The following is a 21,668-nucleotide window of genomic DNA, read 5'->3' on the forward strand; positions in this document are numbered from 1 at the left end:
GAAGTCGGGCCTTATTTGCTGTCTTTACCGACGTGGAGAATGGCAAGGAACGCTTCCTGCGGCAGCTCAACGTTACCCACCTGCTTCATGCGTTTCTTACCGTCTTTCTGTTTCTGCAGCAGCTTTTTCTTACGGCTGACGTCACCGCCGTAACACTTGGCGAGCACGTTTTTACGCAGCTGTTTCACGGTTGAGCGGGCGATGATATGGGTACCAATCGCCGCCTGAATCGCAATGTCGAACTGCTGGCGCGGGATCAGATCTTTCATCTTCTCGACCAGATCGCGGCCGCGGTACTGAGAATTCTCTCGGTGAGTGATCAGCGCCAGCGCATCGACACGCTCGCCGTTGATCAGTACGTCCACGCGCACCATATCAGAGGTCTGGAAGCGCTTGAAGTTGTAATCCAGTGACGCATAGCCACGTGAAGTCGACTTCAGGCGGTCGAAGAAATCGAGTACCACTTCCGCCATCGGGATTTCATAGGTCAGCGCAACCTGGTTACCGTGGTAAACCATGTTGGTCTGCACGCCGCGTTTTTCGATACACAGCGTAATCACGTTACCGAGATATTCCTGCGGCAGCAGCATGTGACATTCCGCAATCGGCTCACGCAGCTCTTCGATGTTGTTCAGCGGCGGCAGTTTGCCCGGGCTGTCAACGTAGACGGTCTCATTGTCCGTGGTTTGCACTTCATAGACTACGGTTGGCGCCGTGGTAATCAGTTCAAGATCGTACTCACGCTCCAGACGCTCCTGGATGATTTCCATGTGCAGCAGGCCAAGGAAGCCGCAGCGGAAACCAAAGCCCAGCGCCGTTGAGCTTTCCGGCTCGTAGAACAGGGAGGCGTCGTTAAGGCTCAGCTTGCCCAGCGCGTCGCGGAAGGCTTCATAGTCGTCGGAGCTGATCGGGAACAGACCGGCGTAAACCTGCGGCTTCACTTTCTTAAAGCCAGGCAGTGCTTTATCCGCCGGATGACGTGCCAGCGTCAGGGTATCGCCCACCGGCGCACCGAGGATGTCTTTGATCGCACAGACCAGCCAGCCTACTTCGCCGCAGTTCAGCACATCGGTATCTTCGCGTTTTGGCGTGAAAATCCCCAGGCGGTCGGCGTTGTAAACCTGACCTGTACTCATCACTTTGATCTTGTCGCCCTTGCGCATGGTGCCGTTCTTAATACGCACCAGCGAGACAACGCCGAGATAGTTATCGAACCAGGAGTCAATGATCAGCGCCTGCAGCGGACCTTCCGGATCGCCTTCCGGCGGTGGAATATCTCGCACCAGACGTTCCAGCACGTCCGGTACGCCCACGCCGGTTTTCGCCGAGCAGCGCACCGCGTCGGTGGCGTCGATACCAACGATATCTTCAATTTCCTGAGCAACACGCTCAGGATCGGCCGCAGGCAGGTCGATCTTATTCAGAACCGGCACCACTTCCAGATCCATTTCCATCGCGGTGTAACAGTTCGCCAGCGTCTGGGCTTCAACACCCTGACCGGCGTCAACCACCAGCAATGCGCCCTCACACGCCGCCAGAGAACGAGAAACTTCGTAGGAGAAGTCAACGTGTCCCGGGGTGTCGATGAAGTTCAGCTGATAGGTCTGACCATCAGGGGCGTGGTAATCGAGGGTGACGCTCTGCGCTTTAATGGTAATACCGCGCTCACGTTCTAAATCCATGGAATCCAGAACCTGTGCAGCCATTTCACGTTCGGTCAGGCCACCGCAAATCTGAATCAGACGATCGGAGAGCGTCGATTTACCGTGGTCAATGTGGGCGATGATCGAAAAGTTTCTTATGTGCTTCATTATTGAGGTTTTTCTGCCTTACAAATTCTGGAACTCTCGCGATAGTAAATCAGGAGAGCGTGATATCACAGGCGAACAGAGGCCCGAAAGGCTGCATTCTACACTACATATCAAAGGGGTGGAATCATCGCGGGGTGCCAATAGTACCAGCAACGGCGTGGAAACAAAGAATTGCGTAAATATTATGCAAAAGTTCGCCCTGCCCCCCAGATTGTGGCTGGGGCAGAAGCGAAGAGGATCAGGCATCGGTGGTGACGTGCAGGGCGTCCGGCGGTAATGCCACGCTGAGGATCACCGGCTGGTACGACGCCGAGCGGCCCAGTATGCTGGAAATTCCACGGGCAATGATAAAGCCGCCAATACCGCCGAGCAGCGCGCCGCAGGCGGCGGCCAGATCGCTGTGAAACAGCATCTGGAACAGTCCGGCAAGAATAAACAACCCGACCAGCGGCGACATATAAACCAGCAGCGCCGAACTCAGCAGGCTGGATTCAGCGATGCCCAGCTCAATACGCTGGCCCGGAATCAACGGATCGGGGCTGCTAATCTTCATCACGTGGGCGTTTTTCGGCCCAAGTTTGTTCAGCATGTGGCTGCCGCAGCCCTTACGGGCAGAGCAGCTGCTGCAGGAGGTTTTAATTTCCGAATGCAGCGTCGCCACGCCGTTTTGCCACGAGACAACCGTAGCCCATTCTCTCATCATGGTGTGGTACCTAAAGTAATGCTGTCAGCAATGCGTTTGGCAGTAGCGGGTGGCAGTTCGCCCACTACGGTAATTTCCGCATTATTACGCACCTCAGTCTGCACCGTACGACGCCCAGTGCGCAACAGCTGCGATGCGCTGTTTTTATCCGCAAGGGTGATATTTATCGAGAAGCTGAACAGGCCATCGGAATAGAGGCGCGACTCGACCGGGCGATTAAGCGACGGGATCTGGCGGCGGCTCTGCGCCACTTCCTTCATTCCCGCCGGCAGCCATCCGGCTTTCCAGTTAAACGTGGCCTTGTTGCCCGCAGGCACCGACAGCGATGGCGGCAGCTTGGCGGTTTCCAGCCCCTGCATCAGCTTACTGACGCCCTGATCGACGGCAAAGCTGATCACGCGATACTGTTCCAGCGTTTCGCCGTCGCGATCCAGCAAATCGACGCGCAGCGGCAGCTTGGTTTCACTGTCCAGCCAGACCACGTAGCCATAGCGGGTACCATCGCGCGAGACGATGCGAATCACCTCACAGAGCTGATCGGCAATGCGCGTGCGGCCCACTGAGACAAAATCATAGCTGCTGGCGAGGTGCTCAAAATCGGCGTAAACCAGCGCAGGCAGCGAATCGACAATGTGATCGCCCGCCAGGGTAAACGGCTCGAGTCCCGGTTCGAAATAGCTGATCTCGTTGCCGCGCTGGATGATCTCTCGACGAGGTCCATCCATTTGCAACAGCTGCGCGTAGGTTTTGTTATCAATGACCGCATGACGATAGCGCAGGGATTCGATCCCCAGTCTGGAGACATTGATATAGGCGAGTTCATAACTGAGAGACTGGCTTGCCTGCTCCATCTGTTGTAACAGCGCCCCGGACGGAGATTGTGCCGGGGCGACAGAGGAGTACATCAGGCTGCCAGCCAGAAGGCTGACGGCACACCAAAGCTGCTTCATTACTGCTGTTGCATTCCTAAGGACTGATTACCGGGAACCTGAGCAGCAGCCTGCTGGTCAGGATTTTGATCGAACTGCAGCTGTTCTGCATGCAGACGACGCTGAAGTTCATAGTCCTGCAGCAGCGCATTCACGCGACGACGCTGATCCTGCGCCTGCTGATTCACTTTGCTGGTGCTGGTTGCGTTTTCAGACGGTACGCCAAGGCTAACCTGCGAAGCCTGCCCCATCATCGGCAGCGTGTTAAACGCCGGGGAATCTGAAGACTGGCCCACAACGGGCTTGTTGTACTGCTGAACGCCGACGATAACCGCCAGTGAAACGCAGGCGGCCAGGCCAACCTGAGTAATCTGAGCGGCCCACGGGCGCACTTTGCCCCAGAACGGCATTTTCTCAGCGTCTTCGGGTTTCGGCTGAGCTTCCGGGATCAATCGGGTGACAGTTTTCGCTGGCTCATCTTCGATAGCCGCGGCCACGCGGGCAGCGATATCAAAATCCAGCAGCTGTGGGACGTCGCCACGCAGCGTATCGCGGATCAGATGATAGCTTTCCCAGTTTTTCTGTAGTGCTGCATCGGAATTGAGCGCCGACATCAGCTCGGTATCCAGTGCTTCACCATCCATTAAAGCGGAAAGTTGTTCTTTCTGCATGCCTCAATACCCTTCCTGTGTACGTTATTGCTAACGTTGGATAAGCGGTTGAATTTTATTATCAATAGCTTCTCGCGCACGAAAAATTCGTGACCGAACCGTACCCACCGGACAGTCCATGATAACCGCTATCTCTTCATAGCTCAGGCCATCAAGTTCGCGCAGCGTAATCGCCATGCGCAGGTCTTCAGGTAACGTTTCGATAGTACGAAAAACTATCTGTTTCAGTTCTTCTGACAACATTAAGTTCTCAGGGTTCGAAATTTCTTTTAGTGCTCCCGCACTTTCAAAATTTTCTGCGTCGATAGCGTCCACATCGCTGGACGGCGGACGACGCCCCTGAGCAACCAGATAATTTTTAGCCGTATTGACGGCAATTCGGTAGAGCCAGGTATAGAAAGCGCTATCCCCCCGGAAAGATTCCAGCGCACGATAGGCCTTAATAAATGATTCCTGCACTACGTCAGGAACATCTCCTGAAGGTACATAGCGGGAAACCAGACTCGCCACTTTATGCTGGTAGCGGACTACCAGTAAATTGAATGACTTCTGATCGCCCTTCTGCACGCGCTCAACGAGAATCTGATCCGTTAACTGCTCGCTCATCCGAGGTAAAATCTCCCCAAATCTGTTTCCACGCGTAACCAAACTCCCAGTGATAACCCAATATAGTTTTCGAGCAAGCACGCGATTTGAGTGGTATTCATAGGAGAAGTTCCATTACGCCATTATTTTTGTGAGGCCATCAGGACATATTTACAAATCAGCGCGCTTTTTTATGCATTTTTGCCAATTTGTGAGCCACTGCCTTTCTTTGGATACTGAACGCATCGTTCATCACCCTGACGACGCCCGCAGAGTAACGCATGGGGCCAGGTTTTTCACCCTCTAATCGCTTCATAAAGCTTCAGTTCACACTATTAACAACCCCACCTTGCGCGTTGAGGGCGATGCAGAGCGGCGGTTCTGCGCATCTTAATGCGGATCACACTCTGCATACTGGTCGATAAAAAGCCTTTTTGCCTGATTAATTTGAGTGCTATGCTCAGCAAACAACCTGTTTAGTAAATTAAACACCATGACGCATTCTTCCGATTACAGCTGTGATGTCTTGATTATTGGCAGCGGCGCGGCGGGCCTTTCGCTGGCGCTGCGACTCGCGGAAAAACACCGCGTTACCGTGCTGAGTAAGGGCCCGGTCAGCGAAGGCTCAACATTTTATGCCCAGGGCGGCATTGCGGCGGTGTTTGATGAAACTGACAGTATCGAGTCCCATATTGAAGATACGCTGGTTGCCGGCAGCGGTCTGTGTGAGCGCGAGGCGGTTGCCTTTATCGCCAGTAATGCTCGTCACTGCGTTCAGTGGCTGATTGATAACGGCGTGCTTTTCGATAAAGAAACGCCGGAAAACAGTGAGCAGCGCTATCATCTGACGCGCGAAGGCGGCCACAGCCACCGCCGCATCCTGCACAGCGCCGACGCCACCGGCCGGGCCGTTGAAACCACCCTGGTCAGCCAGGCGCTCAGCCATCCCAACATCACGCTGATTGAGCGCAGCAACGCCGTCGACCTGATCGTTTCCGACAAGATCGGCCTGCCGGGCGAACGTCGGGTGGTCGGCGCCTATATCTGGAACCGGAAACATGAAAAGGTTGAATCCTGCCGCGCCCGGGCCGTGGTGCTGGCAACCGGCGGCGCCGCGAAGGTGTACCAGTACACCACCAACCCGGACGTCGCCTCCGGTGACGGCATTGCCATGGCCTGGCGTGCAGGCTGTCGGGTAGCCAATCTGGAGTTCAACCAGTTCCACCCCACCTGCCTGTTCCATCCAGACGCCCGCAACTTCCTGTTGACCGAGGCCCTGCGCGGTGAAGGCGCACTGCTCAAGCGTCCTGATGGCTCTCGCTTTATGCCGGACTTCGATCCGCGCGGCGAACTGGCTCCGCGTGATATCGTCGCCCGGGCGATTGACCACGAGATGAAGCGGCTGGGTGCCGACTGCATGTATCTGGATATCAGCCATCAGCCGCCGGACTTTATCCGCGCTCATTTCCCGACCATCTACGAAAAGCTACTGACGCTGGGCTTCGATCTCACCAGCCAGCCGATCCCTATCGTCCCGGCGGCGCACTATACCTGCGGTGGCGTGATGGTCAATCAGCAGGGGCAAACCGACCTCAGCGGACTGTACGCGATTGGCGAGGTCAGCTATACCGGCCTGCACGGGGCGAACCGACTGGCTTCAAATTCTTTGCTGGAGTGTCTGGTTTACGGCTGGTCGGCGGCGGAGGATATCGATCGTCGCCTGGCTGACGTTGAGCTGGCGACGGCACTGCCGGTATGGGATGAAAGCCGGGTGGATGATTCCGATGAGCGGGTGGTGATCCAGCATAACTGGCACGAGCTGCGGCTGTTTATGTGGGACTACGTGGGGATTGTTCGCACCACGAAACGCCTGGAGCGCGCGCTGCGGCGCATTAACACGCTGCAGCAGGAAATTGACGAGTACTACGCCAATTTCCGCATTTCAAACAACCTGCTGGAACTGCGCAATCTGGTGCAGGTTGCTGAGCTGATGGTGCGATGCGCCCTCGACCGCAAAGAGAGCCGCGGCCTGCACTATACGCTCGATTATCCCGAAGCGCTGGGCGAGGCCAGACCGACGGTGCTGGTTCCCCGACTAGCGGAATAAATAGAACTCGCGGGTCAGGCTACAGTGCGCCTCGGAGTAGTGCTGATCCGGCCCCCGAATCGTCATCCGATCCAGCATCTGCTCGCCCGCTTTCGGCGACAGCGCCAGCATGACGCGGTTCGGTGGCCGGGTATCGTTATCGGCCACATCGGTACGAAAGCGCAGATGCCAGCCGCGCTGTAGCGCCATCTCGACCAGGGCACTGCCCGCAGATTCCGGCAGGATCACGCAGAAAAAGCCTTCCTCCGTAATGAGCTGCTCGGCGCAGCCCAGCAGGGCTTCATGCGTCAGCGCGCCGGTATAGCGAGCGGAAGCGCGCTCCGGGGTGGCACAGTCGGAACCCGGTGCAAAATAGGGTGGATTGCTGACAATCAGCGAATAGCGCTGTTCACAACGCGTCGTCCATTCAAGAATATCGGCCTGATGAACCCGAATTCGATCCGGCCACGGCGAGGCGGCCACGTTTTCCTGCGCCTGCTCTGCCGCCGCCGCATCAAGCTCGACGGCATCAACCTGCACCGATTCCGCCGTGCGCTGTGCCAGCATCAGCGCAATCAGACCGCTGCCCGAGCCAATATCCAGCACGCGGGTTACGTTGGCAACCGGTGCCCATGCGCCAAGCAGCACACCGTCCGTGCCCACCTTCATGGCGCAACGATCGTGAGCGACAAAAAATTGTTTAAAGGTAAACCCGTTGGCACGGAGAATGGCTTTCTGTTGCGACATTTGACTGACCTGAAAGAGAAACGGCGCTAGCATAGGGCAAACCGTGACGAAGGAAAAGTCATTAACCCGATACAAACAGATGAAGATCGCGTTCAATCTGTCTATAATCAGCGCCCCAAACTGAGGTAGACCATGACTGTAACCACTTTTTCCGAACTCGAACTCGACGAAAGCCTGCTGGAAGCCCTGCAGGAAAAAGGCTTCACGCGCCCCACTGCCATTCAGGCCGCGGCGATCCCGCCAGCACTGGAGGGTCGCGACGTTCTGGGTTCGGCACCAACCGGTACAGGCAAAACTGCGGCCTACCTGCTGCCCGTTCTGCAGCACCTGCTCGACTTCCCACGTAAGAAGTCCGGCCCACCGCGCGTTCTGATCCTGACGCCAACGCGCGAACTGGCGATGCAGGTTGCCGAGCAGGCACGCGAACTGGCTAAACATACTCACCTGGACATCGCGACCATCACCGGCGGCGTGGCGTTTATGAACCACGCGGAAGTGTTCAGCGAAAACCAGGATTTGGTGGTCGCCACCACCGGCCGTCTGCTGCAGTACATTAAAGAAGAGAACTTCGACTGCCGCGCGGTTGAAACCCTGATCCTTGACGAAGCCGACCGCATGCTGGACATGGGCTTTGCGCAGGATATTGAAACGATCAGTGCCGAAACGCGCTGGCGCAAGCAGACGCTGCTGTTCTCCGCTACGCTGGAAGGGGAAGCCATCAAGGACTTCGCCGAGCGTATCCTGAATGAGCCGGTTGAAGTTGAAGCCGATCCCGCGCGTCGCGAGCGTAAAAAAATCCAGCAGTGGTATTACCGTGCGGATGATACGCAGCATAAAACCGCCCTGCTTATCCACCTGCTTAAGCAGCCGGAAGTGACCCGCGCGGTGATCTTCGTGCGTAAGCGCGAGCGCGTTCATGAAGTCTGCGCATGGCTGCGTGAAGCCGGGATTAACACCAGCTACCTCGAAGGTGAACTGGTGCAGGCTAAGCGTAACGAAGCGATTAAACGCGTTGCTGAAGGCCGCGTAAACGTGCTGGTTGCCACCGATATCGCCGCGCGCGGTATTGATATCGATGACGTCAGCCACGTGTTCAACTTCGATATGCCGGTGACGGCGGATACCTATCTGCACCGCATTGGCCGTACCGGCCGTGCCGGTAAGAAAGGCATCGCTATCTCGCTGGTTGAAGCGCACGACAATCTGCTGCTGGGTAAAATCAGCCGCTATATTCAGGAGCCACTGAAGTCGCGCATCATCGAAGAACTGCGTCCGACCACCCGTCCACCGAACGAGAAGCTGAAAGGCAAACCGTCGAAGAAGGTGCTGGCGAAACGCAAAGAGAAGAAAGAAAAGGCGAAAGAAGACGAGAAGCCGCGTGCGAAAGTCCGCCACCGCGACGCCAAAAATGTCGGTAAGCGCCGTAAACCAAGCGCGGCTAAAACCGACGGTGCTGAATAATCGCACTGCATGATATTAAACCGCCTTCGACAGGCGGTTTTTTTTCGCACCTTAGCGGTAAAAACAGGCCGTTGATGTCAAAACTGGCCTTTGCGTTCACTACGCGTTTCCCTGCCGACGTTAGATTTTGCTAAATGATAAAAAAAACGCCAGCAATCAGTGAATTAAACTGATTGCTGGCGTGATGCGTTTATCGACAGGTCACCCAATAAAAGCGGTGATTATGGCTTATAAACTCTCAGTAAAGGTACGGGTAATCACATCGCGCTGCTGTTCCGCCGTCAGTGAGTTAAAACGTACCGCATAGCCGGAAACGCGGATGGTTAACTGCGGGTATTTTTCCGGATGCTTAACCGCTTCTTCCAGCGTTTCGCGGCTTAACACGTTCACATTCAGATGCTGACCGCCTTCGACGCGGACCTCTGGCTTCATCTCCAGCGGGATTTCGCGATATTCGATTTGCCCCAGATCGCTGACCGGCACAACCTGATCTTCGCTGTAGCCAGATTTCGCGCACACGCAGCGCGCTTCCGCTTTCTCGCTATCCAGCAGCCAGAATGAGTTCAGCAGCGCGCTATTTTTTGCTTGAGTAATTTGGATTCCGGTAATCATGATGTTGCCTCCCAGGCGGTGGGCGCAGAGTGAACTGCGCACGAATGAATGGATAAACCCACCTTCTGTATATCAGCCTGATATGCTGCCCTCTTTGACCCAAATCAACTGTCGTCAGCCGCGGATCGAGGCAGTGCAAGTAACATCATGTTTTGTATCAATTTTCCAGAAATGCCGATTTCTAAAATTTTTGTAAATATTCAATTATTTTTTAAGTTTAACCCCTTATCAAACCACGTTAAGCTACGCGCTCTACAGACTTAAAGGAGTTGGCGATGGTGAATACCATGACCTGGCACGATGTGCTGGCTGAGGAAAAAGAGAAACCGTACTTCAGGGAAACGCTGGCGGCGGTCGCCGCAGAGCGTGCGGCCGGCAAAACGGTTTATCCGCCACAGAAAGACGTCTTTAACGCCTTTCGTCTGACCGAGCTGGGGCAGGTGAAGGTGGTGATCCTCGGGCAGGACCCCTATCACGGCCCAAATCAGGCACACGGACTGGCATTTTCCGTACTGCCGGGCGTGCAGGTTCCCCCTTCGCTGGTGAATATGTACAAAGAACTGGTGACTGATATTCCCGGGTTCCAGCGGCCTAACCACGGCTTTCTGGAGAGCTGGGCGCACCAGGGTGTGATGCTGTTGAACACCGTGCTGACCGTTGAAGGCGGTAAAGCCCATTCTCACGCTAAATTTGGCTGGGAAACGTTTACCGATAACGTGATTGCCGCGATCAATCAGCATCGTGAAGGGGTGGTCTTTTTGCTGTGGGGTTCACATGCGCAGAAGAAAGGCAGCATTATCGACCGCCAGCGCCACCACGTTTTACAGGCGCCGCACCCTTCCCCGCTGTCGGCCCATCGCGGTTTCTTCGGTTCCTCGCACTTCTCTAAAACCAATCAGTGGCTGATCGAACGGAATGAAGCGCCAATAGACTGGACGCCGCATCTTCCTGAATAACAGCGATAAAAAAAGCACCTTACGGTGCTTTTTTTAACATTTAGCTATCAGGCTTTGGCTTTCGCCACCGCAACCATCGCCGGGCGTAGCAGGCGACCGTTCAGGGTGTAGCCGCGCTGCATCACCATCATCACGTGGTTTGGCGCAACGTCTTCAGATTCCATCATCGACATCGCCTGATGCACGTCCGGATTGAACGGCACGTGGGTCTCGCCCACCACTTCCACGCCGAATTTACCTACCGCGTTCAGCAGCGATTTCATCGTCAGTTCAATACCTTCGATCATCGAAGCCAGTTCCGGGTTGGTTTTATCAGCCACTTCCAGCGCACGCTCAAGGCTGTCGATCACCGGCAGCAGCTCGTTGGCGAATTTTTCCAGGGCAAATTTGTGCGCCTTCTCAACGTCCAGTTCCGCACGACGGCGAATATTTTCAATCTCGGCCTGAGCACGTAGCTGTGCATCACGCACGCCGCCCAGAGATTCAGCCAGCTGAGCTTCCAGCTGCGCAATGCGTTCATCGCGTGGGTCCACGCCCTCTGCTGCCTCTGCGGCCTGGTTTTTCGCCTGCTCGATCTCAATTTCGTCTGAGACTTGCTCGTTTGGTGTGTTCTGTTCTTTACTACTCATGAATTTCTCCGCGTTTGTGCATATTCCATCGCTGGTTCGCTTATTATGGGGATCAGAATCGCGGTTTCAAGGGAACCAGTCACATTGTCGGGGGAGTTTACCTCGTAAGGAATGCCAGAATCATGAACAGCCACTTCAACTGCATCGGGATCGTCGGCCATCCCCGGCATCCTACTGCGCTCACCACCCATGAAATGCTGTACCGCTGGCTCACCGCGCGCGGCTATCAGGTGATCATAGAGCGCCAGATTGCCCGCGAGTTGAAACTGGAAGGGGTGGAAACCGGTACGCTGGCCGAAATTGGCCAGAAGGCGGACCTCGCCGTGGTCGTCGGCGGCGACGGCAACATGCTCGGCGCCGCGCGCGTGCTGGCGCGTTATGATATTAAAGTGATCGGCATCAACCGCGGTAATCTGGGTTTTCTGACCGATCTCGACCCGGATAACGCCCAGCAGCAGCTGGCTGACGTACTGGAAGGCGAATACTTTGTTGAAAGCCGCTTCCTGCTGGAGGCGCAGGTTTGCCGCCAGTCCGGCGCGCCGCGCATCGGCACCGCCATCAATGAAGTGGTCCTGCATCCGGGCAAAGTGGCCCACATGATTGAGTTTGAAGTTTACATCGATGAGAGCTTCGCCTTTTCACAGCGTTCCGACGGCCTGATTATCTCCACGCCGACCGGCTCCACCGCCTATTCTCTCTCAGCGGGTGGCCCGATCTTAACCCCGTCGCTGGACGCGATCGCGATAGTGCCGATGTTCCCGCACACCCTGTCGGCGCGCCCGCTGGTGATTAACAGCAGCAGTACGATCCGCCTGCGCTTTTCTTCCCTGCGCAGCGATCTGGAAATCAGCTGCGACAGCCAGATCGCCCTGCCGATTCAGGAAGGGGAAGATGTGCTGATCCGCCGCAGTGACTATCACCTGAATTTAATTCACCCTAAAAATTACAACTATTTCAATACGCTAAGCTCAAAACTCGGCTGGTCAAAAAAATTGTTCTAAAACTGCGCCAGCCTACTTTACTGGTCATAAAACCAGTATATACTGTATGAAAAACCATATATGTGTTTTCATACAGGAAGGCAACTATGCTGGCACAATTGACCATCAGTAATTTTGCTATCGTTCGTGAACTGGAGATCGACTTTCAGCGCGGCATGACGGCAATCACCGGCGAAACCGGTGCGGGTAAGTCCATCGCTATCGATGCGCTGGGGCTTTGTCTGGGTGGTCGTGCCGAAGCGGATATGGTTCGCCAGGGCGCATCCCGTGCGGATATCTGCGCCCGCTTCTCGCTGAAGGATACACCCTCCGCCCAGCGCTGGCTGAGTGAGAACCAGCTGGATGACGGCAACGAGTGCCTGCTGCGCCGCGTTATCAGCAGCGATGGCCGTTCACGCGGCTTTATCAACGGCACCTCGGTGCCGCTCTTCCAGCTGCGTGAACTGGGCCAGGCGCTGATTCAGATCCACGGCCAGCACGCGCATCAGCTGCTCCTCAAACCCGAACATCAGAAAACCCTGCTGGATGCCTACGCGGGCGAAACGCTGCTGCTGCAAAACATGGCGCAGCGCTATCGCCAGTGGCATCAGAGCTGCCGTAACCTCGCCCATCATCAACAGCAGGCTCAGGAGCGTGAAGCGCGCCGCGAACTGCTGCAGTACCAGCTAAAAGAGCTGAACGAGTTTGCGCCGGTGCAGGGTGAGTACGAGCAGATTGACGAAGAGTATAAACGCCAGGCGAACAGCGGGCATCTGCTCTCCGTCAGCCAGCAGGCGCTGCTGCTGCTGGCTGACGGCGAAGATCATAATCTGCAAAGCCAGCTGTATACCGTTCGTCAACTGATGGGCGAGCTTACCGAGATGGATGACAAGCTCAGCGGCGTGTTTAGCATGCTGGAAGAAGCCGCCATCCAGATTAGCGAGGCCAGCGACGAACTGCGCCACTACTGCGATCGGCTGGATCTGGACCCGAATCGCCTTCAGGAGCTGGAACAGCGCCTCTCGCGGCAGATTAGCCTTGCCCGCAAGCATCATATCGCGCCGGAAGAGTTACCTGGCTTCCATCAGCAACTGCTGGCAGAGCAGCAGCTGCTGGACCAGCAGGAGAGCGATCAGGATGAACTGATGCAGGCGGTTGCTGAACATCACGCCGCCGCACTGCACTGTGCCGAACAGCTGCACGAACGCCGCGCGCACTTTGCCGAAGAGCTGAGCCGCCTGATTACCGAAAGCATGCACGCGCTGTCGATGCCGCACGGTCGCTTCGCCATCGACCTGCAGTTCAATCCTGAGCACCTGACGGCGGAAGGCGGCGATCGCATTGATTTCCGCGTCAGCACCAACCCCGGCCAGCCGTTACAGCCGCTGGCGAAAGTCGCCTCCGGCGGTGAGCTGTCGCGCATCGCGCTGGCTATTCAGGTGATTACCGCCCGTAAGATGGATACGCCGGCGCTGATCTTCGATGAGGTCGACGTGGGTATCAGCGGCCCGACCGCCGCCGTCGTTGGTAAGATGCTGCGCCAGCTGGGCGAATCAACCCAGGTGATGTGCGTGACCCACCTGCCGCAGGTAGCAGGCTGTGGCCATCAGCATTTCTTCGTCAGCAAAGAAACCGACGGCGAGATGACCGAAACTCATATGCAGTGCCTGGACAAGCGCGCTCGCCTGCAGGAACTGGCGCGTCTACTGGGCGGAAGCGAGGTCACCCGCAACACGCTGGCCAACGCAAAAGAACTTTTAGCCGCCTGACCATTGCACTTTTTTACCGGTTTGTGGTCATATCCTTGCTTCGCAGAGGTTTTAAACTGCGTAAAGGTTTATTATCATCGGCAACTTACGCTGGTATCGTAGTTGTACACTGATAGACCCAGATTGCCGGGGCGGCTGCTTCAGGTGGGTGGGGATACAAATAGCCACAAAGGAATAAACATACTTATGCGCTGTAAAACGCTGACTGCTGCTGCGGTGGTTCTTCTGATGATGACCGCTGGATGTTCCACTCTGGAGCGAGTGGTTTACCGGCCTGATATCAACCAGGGCAACTACCTGGTTGCCAACGATGTTGCCAAGATCCACACCGGTATGACGCAACAGCAGGTTGCTTACACTCTGGGTACACCGATGATGCACGATCCGTTCGGCAGCAACGTCTGGTACTACGTATTCCGCCAGCAGCCTGGCCATGAGCCTATCAAGCAGCAAACCCTGACGCTGACCTTCGACAGCAACGGAACGCTGACCAACATTGATAATAAACCGGCTCTGACAAAATCTGAGGGTTGATCCGCTTCGCCGTAACCGGCGAAGAAAGGAAACAAAATAAGGCGCTGATGCGCCTTATTTTTTTGCTGCGCGCTCGGCCCGCTGGCGGCGCAGCTCTTTCGGGTCGGCAATCAGCGGACGGTAGATCTCAATGCGATCGCCGCTCTGCACTTCATCATGCAGCTTTACCGGGCGGCTGTAGATGCCGACCTTGTTTTCGTTGAGGTCGATATCGCTGCGCAGGTCCAGCAGGCCAGATGCTCTGATCGCCTCTTCAACCGTGCTGCCCTCCGGCACCTTAACGCTGTAAAGATACTGCTTTTCCGGCAGTGCATAGACAACTTCGACCGCGATATCAGGCACTGTAAACCTCTTTCGCACGCTGGGTGAAGGCCTGGACCATGCTGCTGGCCAGCTCTTTAAAGACGCGGCCAAATGCCAGTTCAACCAGCATATTGGTGAACTCGAAATCCAGGTTCAGCTCAACTTTACAGGCTTCATCGCTGAGCGCGATAAACCGCCAGCCGCCGCTCAGTTTGCGGAAAGGACCATCAACCAGCTGCATATGAATGCTCTGGTTATCGGTCAGGGTATTGCGGGTAACAAAGGTTTTACTGATGCCCGCCTTGGAAACATCTACGGAAGCGGTCATCTGATCGTTGCTGGCATCAAGTACACGGCTGCCGGTACAACCCGGCAGAAATTCCGGATAGCTGTCGACATCATTCACTAACCGGTACATTTGCTCAGCACTGTACGGCACCAGTGCCGAACGACTAATCTGGGACATAACAATTCCTGTCTAAACTTAGAACTTTTAAATAATACCATTGCCGGGATTCAAACAAAAATTCTCTCCTGCCTGGCATCTGCTAGAATACCTCTTTCCCCTTTCGGTCACGTTACAGGGGATGCCAAAAATCACGGCTTCATGTACACTAAGTGGCACTATGACAAAGAAAAAAGCACATAAACCCGGTTCCGCTACCATTGCCATGAACAAGCGCGCCCGCCACGAATACTTCATTGAAGAAGAGTTCGAAGCTGGGCTTTCGCTACAGGGATGGGAAGTTAAATCTCTCCGTGCCGGAAAGGCCAATATCAGCGACAGCTATATTTTGCTGCGCGACGGTGAAGCTTTTCTGTTCGGTTCAACATTCCAGCCGTTGAGCGTGGCCTCTACGCACGTGGTTTGCGATCCAACCCGCAGCCGCAAGCTGCTGCTGAAGCAGCGCGAACTCGACAACATCTTTGGCAAAGCCAACCGCGACGGATACACCATCGTGGCGCTGTCGATGTACTGGAAAAACGCCTGGGCTAAGCTGAAGATCGGCGTGGCGAAAGGCAAGAAAGAGCACGACAAGCGCGATGACATTAAAGATCGCGAATGGCAATTAGACAAAGCGCGCATTATGAAGCACGCGAATCGCTAAGCTACTGGCATAGCGACAGGTTTTTCTGTTATACTGATTTTCTACTTGGGGCTGATTCTGGATTCGACGGGATTTGCGAAGCCCTAGGAGCATGCCGAGGGGCGGTTTGCCTCGTAAAAAGCCGCAAAAAAATAGTCGCAAACGACGAAAACTACGCTTTAGCAGCTTAATAACCTGCTAAGAGCCCTCTCTCCCTAGCTTCCGCTCTTAAGACGGGGATCAAAGAGAGGTCAAACCCAAAAGAGATCGCGTGGAAGCCCTGCCTGGGGTTGAAGCGTTAAAACTAATCAGGCTAGTTTGTTAGTAGCGTGTCCGTCCGCAGCTAACCGGCGAATGTAAAGACTGGACTAAGCATGTAGTGCCGACGGTGTAGTAATTTCGGACGCGGGTTCAAATCCCGCCAGCTCCACCAAATTCTTTAGCGGCGATACCAGAATTGTCCGCCGAAGTCCTGAAAGCCCGCAAGGTGAAAGCTTTGCGGGCTTTTTTGTGCCTGTAATCTCCCGAAAGCATTGCTCTATCAAAGACTCTTCCAGTCAGGAAGCTTGTTTTTCCACCTGCCCCAATAGTGAAATAGCGCCATGGATATACCAAACAGCAAACCGGTAATGAGGGCGGTAGACACCGCACGCAACACGCTGAAGTGCTGATTTTGCCAGGAACTCAACCACATTAAAACGCCCCACAGAGGGCCGAACCAGGCGGTATATAACAACGTATTCAGCCAGAAAGGGGCAAACGGTGAGGGCGGTACTTTCCCCCCAAGCTTCCAACACAAGCGCAGGATCGGTGGCGCATAATTGCTCCGCCACATCTTTTTTTCCTCCAGCAGCGCGATTGCCTTTTGCTTCTTATCTTCAAATTTTATCATCTGAATCCTTTCACTGGGTATCTTTAAAATTCGGAGGGTGTCATTCAGCCCAGAGTAGAATGGGGACGACTCTGATTGGAGAGTATGCGTCAGCCTCGATTTTGCACCCGGCATCCTCCAGAGACAAGACCCCGTTCGCATTCCGACATCACTGCCGCAAACTCAGTTCAGAGGTGTGATTATCACGCCGACATTCCGTCTCTGAATGGAGAAAAAGCCTGAGCCGGGGTCCACTCATGATCGAAGTTTTCCAAATGGCATAGTTTGCAAAAAATATTGAGAATATTTATCTACTATAGTTTTGGAAACATTGGTCATCAATGTCATCCCCAATGCGTTTAAAACCCATTGAATATATTCATGATATTGAAATGGTCCCTGCCTAAAGTCTTCCGGGATGCACATTCCGCAGAAGAAAAAGATTTTTCCTCATAAAGGAGTACGTTTCATGGCATTTGTAACGACTGATGATGGTGTAAATATCAATTTCAAAGACTGGGGCTCTAAAGACGCGCAGCCGGTTGTGTTTCATCACGGCTGGCCACTGAGTGCGGATGACTGGGACAACCAGATGCTGTTCTTCCTGGCAGAAGGCTTCCGCGTCATCGCCATCGATCGTCGTGGCCACGGACGTTCTGACCAGGTTAGCGAAGGCCATGACATGGACCACTATGCGGCCGATGCATCCGCAGTGGTTGAGCATCTGGATTTAAAGAACGCGGTTCATATCGGTCACTCTACCGGTGGTGGTCAGGTGGCTCGTTACGTGGCGAAGTATGGCCAGCCGCAGGGCCGCGTCGCTAAGGCCGTACTAATCAGCGCTGTACCGCCGCTGATGTTGAAAACCGCTGAAAATCCTGAAGGCACGCCACTGGAGGTTTTCGACGGCTTCCGTGCAGGCCTGGCTGCCAACCGCGGTCAGTTCTACCTTGATGTCGCATCAGGTCCGTTTTATGGCTTCAACCGTGACGGTGCTCAGGTGTCACAAGGCACCATCCAGAACTGGTGGCGTCAGGGCATGATCGGCAGCGCTCAGGCGCATTATGAAGGTATTAAGGCTTTCTCTGAAACCGATCAGACCGAAGATTTAAAAGCGATTACCGTACCAACGCTGGTGATGCAGGGCGACGACGATCAGGTTGTGCCTTACAAAGCCGCAGCGGTGTTACAGGATAAACTGCTGGCCAACAGCAAACTGATTATTTATCCGGGCTACCCACACGGCATGCATACCGTCCATGCGGATGTGATCAATGCCGACCTGCTGGCCTTTATTCGTGATTAATCGTTAGCAATAGCGCTTTATAAAGGCGGCTAAAAGTCCGCCTTCAGCCCCTGTGGTGCAATAAAGATTTCCATATTCTCGCGGGAAAGCTCCCAATGTTCGAACACCAGGTCGACCACGGCCTGCTCGTCGCGCGCCTCGATGGCGACGATAAACGCGTCGTGGTGCTCGGCGGCGAGCTGCAGGCGGCGTTCCATATCGGCATTCTGCGGGCGGAAGAAGGTGTGACCAATACGGCAGTGGTCGATCAGCAGACGGCCCAGGCTCGGCTGCAGATAGGGGTTGCCCGCCATCTCGCCCATGATTTCATGGAAGCGGTTATTCTCCAGCGCCAGCGCTTCGGCATCGCGCGTTTGCACCGCCTTACGAAAGCGCTTCTGCGTCTCCTTCAGCGCCTTCATCTGCGACGGTTTGTAGTTCTGCACCGCAAGGCGCCCGGTGGCGGCATAAATCATTGGCGCAACGAGGAAGAAATTACGCAGGCTGGAGTGGCTCATTGGGATCACTCTAACGCCGCGTTTCTCAACGATCTCCAGATAGCCTTCACCGGCCAGCCTCTGGAAAACTTCTCTTACCGGCGTGCGCGACAAACCGTACTGCGCCGTCAGGCTGGCTTCGTCCAGAAGCTCATCGGGATCGAGTTCCATGGTTAAAATGAGACGTTTCAAATCCTCATATAGTGCAGCTTTTCCCGATCTCAATGTTGCCTCCTGAACGCCATCATCTTCAATTTTGCGCGAGAATCGCGCTATCCCATGCCGATTAACCTACAGAAAAAGTGCGTATACAGCAAAAATAATTCAAATATTTCATGCGATACCTGGATCGACATAACACTTTCATCATTTGGGTAAGAATTACGTATAATCAATAAGTAACGAAGTTTATCGTTGAGCGATTTTTGCAATATGGCGGATTGGTTCTGGCGAGAAAAAGGCCTGTCCCCTGCCCTTATGGCCGGGAGCGCTGGCAGATTGAGCGCTGCCCGCCAGGAATGGCGAGCAGCGGAGGGTTAAAGCAAGAACTTAGCTATCGGAACCCGGAACGTCAATCCAGATGGTTTTCAGCTCGGTGTACTGATCCAGCGCGAAGGCCGATTTATCACGCCCGCCAAAGCCGGACTGCTTGTAGCCGCCAAACGGCGTAGTCGCATCACCTTCACCGAAACAGTTCACCGTCACCGTTCCGGCACGTACGGCGCGGGAGACACGGATAGCGCGGTTCAGTTTGCCGGTATAGACCGATGCCGCCAACCCGTAAGGGGTGTCGTTGGCCAGCGCAATCGCTTCGGCTTCCGTTTTAAAGGTGGTGATGCACAGTACCGGTCCGAAGATCTCTTCGCGGAACAGCGCGCTCTGCGGGGTAACGCCATCGATCACCGTCGGCTGGACGTAGATACCGTTTTCGGTGTCGCCGCCCTGCACGATGCGCAGCCCTTCCTGGCGCGCCGTTTCCAGATAGCCGCTGACCTTGCTGAAGTGATCGGCAGAGATCATCGTACCCAGACGGTTTTCCGGATCGAGCGGGTTGCCCATCGGCCAGCTGCCGATCTGTTCGGCGATCAGTGCCAGCAGACGATCCTTCACCCCTTCCTGCACCAGCAGGCGCGAGGTGGCCGAGCAGTTTTCACCCATGTTCCAGAACGCGCCGTTCAGCACGTGTCCGGCGACGGTTGCCAGGTCCTCTGCGTCATCAAAGACCACTGCCGGGTTTTTACCGCCGCACTCCAGCACCACTTTTTTCAGGTTAGAGTCCGCTGAATAATGCAGGAAACGGCGGCCGGTAGCGGTAGAACCGGTGAAGCTCACCATGTCTATATCCGCATGCAGGCCAATCGGCTCGCCCACTTCCTTACCAGTGCCGGTAACAATGTTCAGCACGCCAGCCGGCACGCCCGCCTCGAAAGCCAGTTCCGCCACGCGCAGCGAGGTCAGCGAAGTCTGTTCAGCGGGTTTCACCACCACCGAGCAGCCCGCAGCCAGTGCCGGGCCGATTTTCCACGCCAGCATCAGCAGTGGGAAGTTCCACGGCAGCACGCAGCCCACCACGCCAATCGGCTCACGTACCACCAGCGCCATCGCGCCGTTGCCCACCGGGGCGGTGTGGTCGTAAAGCTTATCAATCGCTTCCGCGTACCATTTGATGATGTGAATGGTTTCCGGCACGTCCACCGCCAGGCATTCGCTCACCGGCTTACCGCTGTCGAGGCTTTCCAGCACCGCCAGTTCGGTAACTTCCTGCTCCATCAGCGCGGCCAGCTTCAGCAGCACGGCTTTGCGCTCGCCCGGCGGCAGCTGGCTCCAGCTTCCGGCGTCAAAGGCGGTACGCGCGGCATCAACGGCGCTGTTCACGTCGGTAATATCGCACGCGGCGAGATCGGCCAGCTTATCGCCGGTCGCCGGGTTGGTGGTTGGCAGGGTTTTGCCGGAGGCTGCCGCCACAAAGCGACCGTTGATAAATGCCTTATCGGAAAATTTCAGCCCCTGAACCACAGCGGCCACATCATTTAATGTCTGAATCTGGCTCATGCTATCCCCTTACCCGGTAACCGCAGCGACGTTGCGTTTCACGCCTGCAATCACAGCCTGCAGCTGTGCTTTCTCTTCTTCGTCCAGCGCCAGCAGCGGTGCGCGCACCGGGCCTGCGGTCAGGCCGGCCAGATCGCAGCCGTACTTGATGGACTGCACGAATTTGCCGCCGTCGAGGAAGTTCATCAGCGGCATCATGGCGGCCATGATCTTACGGCCTTTGGCAAAGTCCTTCTCAATCACGCAGGCTTCATACAGGGCAACGTGCTCGCGCGGAATAAAGTTAGAACCTGCGCAAACCCAGCTGCGCGCGCCCCAGGCGAAGAACTCCAGCGCCAGATCGTCCCATCCGCAGGAAAGAGCAATGTTCGGGTATTTGATGGCCAGCAGATGCAGGTTGTTCAGATCGCCGGAACTTTCTTTAATCGCCACCACGTTTTTCGATTTGCTGACTTCGGTGAAATAGGTTTCACCCATGCTGATACCCATACGACCCGGGTAGTTGTAGAGCATGATCGGCAGCTGGGCGGCTTTATCAACGGTCAGCGCGTGGTGCGCGTTTTCCAGTTCGGTCGGCAGCGCGTAAGGCGGCGAGGTCACCAGAATGGCATCGGCTTTGTGTTCGCGGGCGTGCTGCGCAAAGGCTACGGCGTCTTCCGTGCGGATAGCTCCGGTCCCCACCACCAGCGGCAGGCGGTTGCCGATCACTTTGCGGGCATGTTCCACCAGCGCCAGGCGCTCTTCGGTGGTTTGCGCGTAGTATTCGCCGGTGGAACCGCCGATGATAATGCCGTGTACGCGGGCTTCAATCAGTGACTCCAGCACGTCGGCAAAGCGAGCGAAATCAATGCTGCCGTCGGCGGCGTAAGGGGTGATTGCCGGGGTGAAGATACCATCAAATGTCAACACGTTAACCTCCAGGGGAAAATAAGAACCAAAATCACCCGCTGTGCGGCAGAAAATGGCGACGTTTGTTAACAATTTGCACAGCCCGGTTTGACAGGTCAATGAAGGAGGATTATTTGTATACCCATAAAATACAAAAAAAATTCGCATGAATGGGATATTTATACAGATTTTTATTTTTAAAGTGTTAAAT

22 protein-coding genes and 1 other RNA gene are annotated in these 21,668 nt (G+C 55.3%); 9 read left to right on the forward strand and 14 right to left on the reverse strand.

The genetic code is table 11. From position 1 onward, the window contains the following. Positions 1 to 11 precede the first annotated feature (11 nt). The 5 genes from lepA to rpoE form a co-directional block, all read right to left on the reverse strand. Positions 12 to 1,811 carry a translation elongation factor 4 gene (lepA, locus tag EC836_RS21340; RefSeq protein ID WP_123336868.1) on the reverse strand — a complete coding sequence of 600 codons (1,800 nt, stop codon included), beginning with the start codon at positions 1,809 to 1,811 and terminating at the stop codon, positions 12 to 14. Positions 1,812 to 2,049: 238 nt separating this feature from the next. Beyond that, positions 2,050 to 2,514 carry a SoxR-reducing system protein RseC gene (gene rseC / locus EC836_RS21345; RefSeq protein WP_123336871.1) on the reverse strand — a complete coding sequence of 155 codons (465 nt, stop codon included), beginning with the start codon at positions 2,512 to 2,514 and terminating at the stop codon, positions 2,050 to 2,052. Continuing rightward, positions 2,511 to 3,464 (reverse strand): sigma-E factor regulatory protein RseB, encoded by a 954-nt coding sequence (rseB, locus tag EC836_RS21350; RefSeq protein ID WP_123336873.1) that lies wholly within the window; start codon positions 3,462 to 3,464, stop codon positions 2,511 to 2,513. Before rseB ends, rseC begins: the two co-directional genes overlap by 4 nt. After that, the gene (rseA, locus tag EC836_RS21355) at positions 3,464 to 4,114 is read right to left on the reverse strand and encodes an anti-sigma-E factor RseA (protein ID WP_123336875.1); all 651 of its coding nucleotides are present in this window, start codon (positions 4,112 to 4,114) and stop codon (positions 3,464 to 3,466) included. The genes rseB and rseA overlap by 1 nt, the downstream gene beginning before the upstream one ends. 30 nt (positions 4,115 to 4,144) lie before the next feature. Then, complete coding sequence (gene rpoE / locus EC836_RS21360; protein WP_105593184.1) at positions 4,145 to 4,720, reverse strand: RNA polymerase sigma factor RpoE; 576 nt, start codon at positions 4,718 to 4,720, stop codon at positions 4,145 to 4,147. A gap of 472 nt (positions 4,721 to 5,192) precedes the next feature. Here rpoE and nadB point away from each other — a divergent pair, with 472 nt between their 5' ends. Continuing rightward, positions 5,193 to 6,806 carry an L-aspartate oxidase gene (gene nadB / locus EC836_RS21365; RefSeq protein WP_123336877.1) on the forward strand — a complete coding sequence of 538 codons (1,614 nt, stop codon included), beginning with the start codon at positions 5,193 to 5,195 and terminating at the stop codon, positions 6,804 to 6,806. Here nadB and EC836_RS21370 read toward each other — a convergent pair. Further along, positions 6,795 to 7,532: a tRNA1(Val) (adenine(37)-N6)-methyltransferase gene (locus EC836_RS21370; RefSeq protein WP_123336879.1), complete on the reverse strand. Its 738-nt coding sequence runs from the start codon at positions 7,530 to 7,532 to the stop codon at positions 6,795 to 6,797. The two genes, nadB and EC836_RS21370, sit on opposite strands and share 12 nt — an antisense overlap. Before the next feature lie 132 nt (positions 7,533 to 7,664). Between EC836_RS21370 and srmB the strand changes: the two genes are divergently transcribed. Further along, positions 7,665 to 8,993 carry an ATP-dependent RNA helicase SrmB gene (gene srmB / locus EC836_RS21375; protein WP_123336881.1) on the forward strand — a complete coding sequence of 443 codons (1,329 nt, stop codon included), beginning with the start codon at positions 7,665 to 7,667 and terminating at the stop codon, positions 8,991 to 8,993. Positions 8,994 to 9,221: 228 nt separating this feature from the next. On the opposite strand, the gene grcA is transcribed toward srmB, so the two are convergent. Beyond that, positions 9,222 to 9,605 (reverse strand): autonomous glycyl radical cofactor GrcA, encoded by a 384-nt coding sequence (grcA, locus tag EC836_RS21380; RefSeq protein ID WP_123336884.1) that lies wholly within the window; start codon positions 9,603 to 9,605, stop codon positions 9,222 to 9,224. Positions 9,606 to 9,880: 275 nt separating this feature from the next. On the opposite strand from grcA, the gene ung reads away from it, so the two are divergent. After that, positions 9,881 to 10,561, forward strand: a complete 681-nt coding sequence (gene ung, locus EC836_RS21385; protein WP_123336886.1) for a uracil-DNA glycosylase — start codon at positions 9,881 to 9,883, stop codon at positions 10,559 to 10,561. A gap of 47 nt (positions 10,562 to 10,608) precedes the next feature. Here ung and grpE read toward each other — a convergent pair whose 3' ends face one another. Next, the gene (gene grpE, locus EC836_RS21390) at positions 10,609 to 11,190 is read right to left on the reverse strand and encodes a nucleotide exchange factor GrpE (RefSeq protein ID WP_123336888.1); all 582 of its coding nucleotides are present in this window, start codon (positions 11,188 to 11,190) and stop codon (positions 10,609 to 10,611) included. Positions 11,191 to 11,312: 122 nt separating this feature from the next. Between grpE and nadK the strand changes: the two genes are divergently transcribed. The 3 genes from nadK to bamE all read left to right on the forward strand — a co-directional run bounded on the left by nadK (position 11,313) and on the right by bamE (position 14,473). Continuing rightward, positions 11,313 to 12,191 (forward strand): NAD(+) kinase, encoded by an 879-nt coding sequence (gene nadK / locus EC836_RS21395; protein WP_105593177.1) that lies wholly within the window; start codon positions 11,313 to 11,315, stop codon positions 12,189 to 12,191. An 86-nt stretch (positions 12,192 to 12,277) separates the two neighbouring features. Beyond that, on the forward strand, positions 12,278 to 13,939 hold the full coding sequence (gene recN / locus EC836_RS21400) for a DNA repair protein RecN (RefSeq protein ID WP_123336890.1): 1,662 nt from the start codon (positions 12,278 to 12,280) through the stop codon (positions 13,937 to 13,939). Between the two features lie 186 nt (positions 13,940 to 14,125). Then, a complete protein-coding gene (gene bamE, locus EC836_RS21405; RefSeq protein ID WP_123336892.1) occupies positions 14,126 to 14,473 on the forward strand; it encodes an outer membrane protein assembly factor BamE in 348 nt (115 codons plus the stop codon). A 54-nt stretch (positions 14,474 to 14,527) separates the two neighbouring features. Here bamE and EC836_RS21410 read toward each other — a convergent pair whose 3' ends face one another. Beyond that, on the reverse strand, positions 14,528 to 14,815 hold the full coding sequence (locus EC836_RS21410) for an RnfH family protein (protein ID WP_123336894.1): 288 nt from the start codon (positions 14,813 to 14,815) through the stop codon (positions 14,528 to 14,530). Next, on the reverse strand, positions 14,808 to 15,242 hold the full coding sequence (locus tag EC836_RS21415; protein ID WP_123336896.1) for a type II toxin-antitoxin system RatA family toxin: 435 nt from the start codon (positions 15,240 to 15,242) through the stop codon (positions 14,808 to 14,810). The genes EC836_RS21410 and EC836_RS21415 overlap by 8 nt, the downstream gene beginning before the upstream one ends. A gap of 160 nt (positions 15,243 to 15,402) precedes the next feature. Here EC836_RS21415 and smpB point away from each other — a divergent pair, with 160 nt between their 5' ends. Together smpB and ssrA are read left to right on the forward strand one after the other, a co-directional pair. Next, complete coding sequence (gene smpB / locus EC836_RS21420; protein WP_123336899.1) at positions 15,403 to 15,885, forward strand: SsrA-binding protein SmpB; 483 nt, start codon at positions 15,403 to 15,405, stop codon at positions 15,883 to 15,885. 47 nt (positions 15,886 to 15,932) lie between these two features. Next, positions 15,933 to 16,297, forward strand: a transfer-messenger RNA (tmRNA) gene (gene ssrA, locus EC836_RS21425). Positions 16,298 to 16,405: 108 nt separating this feature from the next. On the opposite strand, the gene EC836_RS21430 is transcribed toward ssrA, so the two are convergent. Next, positions 16,406 to 16,753, reverse strand: a complete 348-nt coding sequence (locus EC836_RS21430; RefSeq protein ID WP_123336987.1) for a DUF6404 family protein — start codon at positions 16,751 to 16,753, stop codon at positions 16,406 to 16,408. 451 nt (positions 16,754 to 17,204) lie between these two features. Here EC836_RS21430 and EC836_RS21435 point away from each other — a divergent pair, with 451 nt between their 5' ends. Then, positions 17,205 to 18,041 (forward strand): alpha/beta fold hydrolase, encoded by an 837-nt coding sequence (locus EC836_RS21435; protein ID WP_123336901.1) that lies wholly within the window; start codon positions 17,205 to 17,207, stop codon positions 18,039 to 18,041. A 29-nt stretch (positions 18,042 to 18,070) separates the two neighbouring features. Here EC836_RS21435 and EC836_RS21440 read toward each other — a convergent pair whose 3' ends face one another. The 3 genes from EC836_RS21440 to EC836_RS21450 form a co-directional block, all read right to left on the reverse strand. Further along, positions 18,071 to 18,742 carry a GntR family transcriptional regulator gene (locus EC836_RS21440; protein ID WP_123336903.1) on the reverse strand — a complete coding sequence of 224 codons (672 nt, stop codon included), beginning with the start codon at positions 18,740 to 18,742 and terminating at the stop codon, positions 18,071 to 18,073. Positions 18,743 to 19,066: 324 nt separating this feature from the next. Next, positions 19,067 to 20,569, reverse strand: a complete 1,503-nt coding sequence (locus EC836_RS21445; RefSeq protein ID WP_123336906.1) for an aldehyde dehydrogenase — start codon at positions 20,567 to 20,569, stop codon at positions 19,067 to 19,069. A 9-nt stretch (positions 20,570 to 20,578) separates the two neighbouring features. Beyond that, positions 20,579 to 21,478, reverse strand: coding sequence for a dihydrodipicolinate synthase family protein (locus EC836_RS21450; RefSeq protein ID WP_199735260.1), 900 nt, complete (start codon positions 21,476 to 21,478; stop codon positions 20,579 to 20,581). Between the last annotated feature and the right edge of the window lie 190 nt (positions 21,479 to 21,668).

The sequence above is a fragment of the Erwinia sp. JUb26 genome, from assembly GCF_003751505.1.
Taxonomy (GTDB): Bacteria; Pseudomonadota; Gammaproteobacteria; order Enterobacterales; family Enterobacteriaceae; genus Erwinia.

What these genes read in the sequence shown, in the direction of transcription:
- nadK (WP_105593177.1), top strand. Translation starts at nt 11,313, where the DNA reads ATGAACAGCCACTTCAACTGCATCGGGATCGTCGGCCATCCCCGGCAT.
- lepA (WP_123336868.1), bottom strand. Translation starts at nt 1,811, where the DNA reads ATGAAGCACATAAGAAACTTTTCGATCATCGCCCACATTGACCACGGT.
- srmB (WP_123336881.1), top strand. Translation starts at nt 7,665, where the DNA reads ATGACTGTAACCACTTTTTCCGAACTCGAACTCGACGAAAGCCTGCTG.
- smpB (WP_123336899.1), top strand. Translation starts at nt 15,403, where the DNA reads ATGACAAAGAAAAAAGCACATAAACCCGGTTCCGCTACCATTGCCATG.
- EC836_RS21370 (WP_123336879.1), bottom strand. Translation starts at nt 7,532, where the DNA reads ATGTCGCAACAGAAAGCCATTCTCCGTGCCAACGGGTTTACCTTTAAA.
- grpE (WP_123336888.1), bottom strand. Translation starts at nt 11,190, where the DNA reads ATGAGTAGTAAAGAACAGAACACACCAAACGAGCAAGTCTCAGACGAA.
- EC836_RS21435 (WP_123336901.1), top strand. Translation starts at nt 17,205, where the DNA reads ATGGCATTTGTAACGACTGATGATGGTGTAAATATCAATTTCAAAGAC.
- rseA (WP_123336875.1), bottom strand. Translation starts at nt 4,114, where the DNA reads ATGCAGAAAGAACAACTTTCCGCTTTAATGGATGGTGAAGCACTGGAT.
- recN (WP_123336890.1), top strand. Translation starts at nt 12,278, where the DNA reads ATGCTGGCACAATTGACCATCAGTAATTTTGCTATCGTTCGTGAACTG.
- grcA (WP_123336884.1), bottom strand. Translation starts at nt 9,605, where the DNA reads ATGATTACCGGAATCCAAATTACTCAAGCAAAAAATAGCGCGCTGCTG.
- ung (WP_123336886.1), top strand. Translation starts at nt 9,881, where the DNA reads ATGGTGAATACCATGACCTGGCACGATGTGCTGGCTGAGGAAAAAGAG.
- EC836_RS21445 (WP_123336906.1), bottom strand. Translation starts at nt 20,569, where the DNA reads ATGAGCCAGATTCAGACATTAAATGATGTGGCCGCTGTGGTTCAGGGG.
- rseB (WP_123336873.1), bottom strand. Translation starts at nt 3,464, where the DNA reads ATGAAGCAGCTTTGGTGTGCCGTCAGCCTTCTGGCTGGCAGCCTGATG.
- bamE (WP_123336892.1), top strand. Translation starts at nt 14,126, where the DNA reads ATGCGCTGTAAAACGCTGACTGCTGCTGCGGTGGTTCTTCTGATGATG.
- rseC (WP_123336871.1), bottom strand. Translation starts at nt 2,514, where the DNA reads ATGATGAGAGAATGGGCTACGGTTGTCTCGTGGCAAAACGGCGTGGCG.
- nadB (WP_123336877.1), top strand. Translation starts at nt 5,193, where the DNA reads ATGACGCATTCTTCCGATTACAGCTGTGATGTCTTGATTATTGGCAGC.
- EC836_RS21415 (WP_123336896.1), bottom strand. Translation starts at nt 15,242, where the DNA reads ATGTCCCAGATTAGTCGTTCGGCACTGGTGCCGTACAGTGCTGAGCAA.
- rpoE (WP_105593184.1), bottom strand. Translation starts at nt 4,720, where the DNA reads ATGAGCGAGCAGTTAACGGATCAGATTCTCGTTGAGCGCGTGCAGAAG.